The 1,483-nt window shown below is 33.6% G+C and carries 1 protein-coding gene; it reads right to left on the reverse strand.

Features of this window, described 5'->3' with window-relative positions:
• Positions 1 to 142: 142 nt before the first annotated feature.
• Entirely contained in the window at positions 143 to 1,228 is a 1,086-nt protein-coding gene (locus tag D8M03_RS17530; RefSeq protein ID WP_121216058.1) for an alpha/beta hydrolase, read from the reverse strand.
• Between the last annotated feature and the right edge of the window lie 255 nt (positions 1,229 to 1,483).

Here is a 1,483-nt window from a genome sequence, read left to right on the forward strand (position 1 = left end):
TGATAAAACTTAATGATTCTTAATTTTTCATCTTTAGAAAAAATTTTTGACATAAAAATACTCCCCATTAGATAAACAGATTTTATTTTTTAATCTGTCTACCTAACGGGGAGCATATCATTTCTTTACAAGGTGCTATTTTTTAATCTACTTCAGTAGTGATTTTAATTTCTTTATATCTTTTTGTGCGATATGGATTTTTTCGATCAGGGTACATAATTTTATCTACAAAATTTAAACTTTCATCAATATTTTCCACGCTTTTTATGTTTTTATCTCCATGCTTTGCTTTAATCATTAGTTTTAGTTGTGCTTGATTTCTACCGGTAATTCGATTAATTTTTTCAGCAAACTTTACAGATTGTTCAAAGGGTACGATTTGATCATTTGTACCGTGAAGTATAAAGATTGGAGGAAAATCTTCTGATACGTATTCAATTGGATTTGCCGTGCGTGCTTTTTCAGGATTATCTTGTACATTAAAACCTAATAATGCATTAGCGTATTTTACACCCTCATTTCCCATATCTGTCACGTCTGAAATGCCATAAAAAGAAACAACACCTTGGACATCTGATGAATACTTTTCATAACCCATTGAAAGGTCTTCCATTTCTTTCATTCCATTTGTAGCGGCTAACATACTTGCAATATGACCACCGGCAGAATTTCCCCATACCACAATATTGTTTGTATTTAAGCGATATTTTCTTGCATGAGCTCTAATAAATCTTATTGCAGCCTTTGCATCATGAAGTTGTGCTGGCCAAACTGCCTCAGTAGCTAAACGATATCCTACATTGACTACAGCATAGCCTTGCTGAGTTGCAAGCATTACTGCTGCATGGTTTGCCGACTTTCGACTTCCTGAAATCCAACCACCCCCATGGAAATTTACAATAACTTTATAAGGAGCATTTCCGACTGATGGGTAGATAATATCTAGTTGTTGTCGTGGATTTTTTGTATTGGCATAAGGAAGGTTCAAAAACGTTTTAAACTGGTTCATATTGATGTATTGAGGCTCACCAGAATCCTTTTCTATGTCCGCATAATTCTTTTCTTCTTTCTCTTTTAAGATGGTTGTAAATTGATTCATCAAATCTGAATCGGCAATACCTGTAATTGTAATATTTGTTGAAGGTAATATATCTGATTCTTGAGCTTGTGAAGGGATTACAGAAAATATGGATGTGAAAAAAATGAATCCGATTAATATTTTTTGCAACCTACTAACACCTCTTAACCTGTCATTAATAAGGTATTTTGCTTCGGTTACACATTTTCAATACAACAATTTAGGTATTAAATAATTATAATTAACTAAGCACTATTTTCCACCGTAACTCTCTGTTATAAAGGGAGGTAGTGTCAAAACTTCTATGAAAAATTGAAAAACACAAGGTATTGGGCGATAAGTACTCTCCGAACGAGGGGACAATCGCTCTTGACAAACATTCCGAAAAGGTTGCGCCCATATTTT

This window comes from Ureibacillus endophyticus (assembly GCF_003628435.1).
Lineage (GTDB): Bacteria > Bacillota > Bacilli > Bacillales_A > Planococcaceae > Ureibacillus > Ureibacillus endophyticus.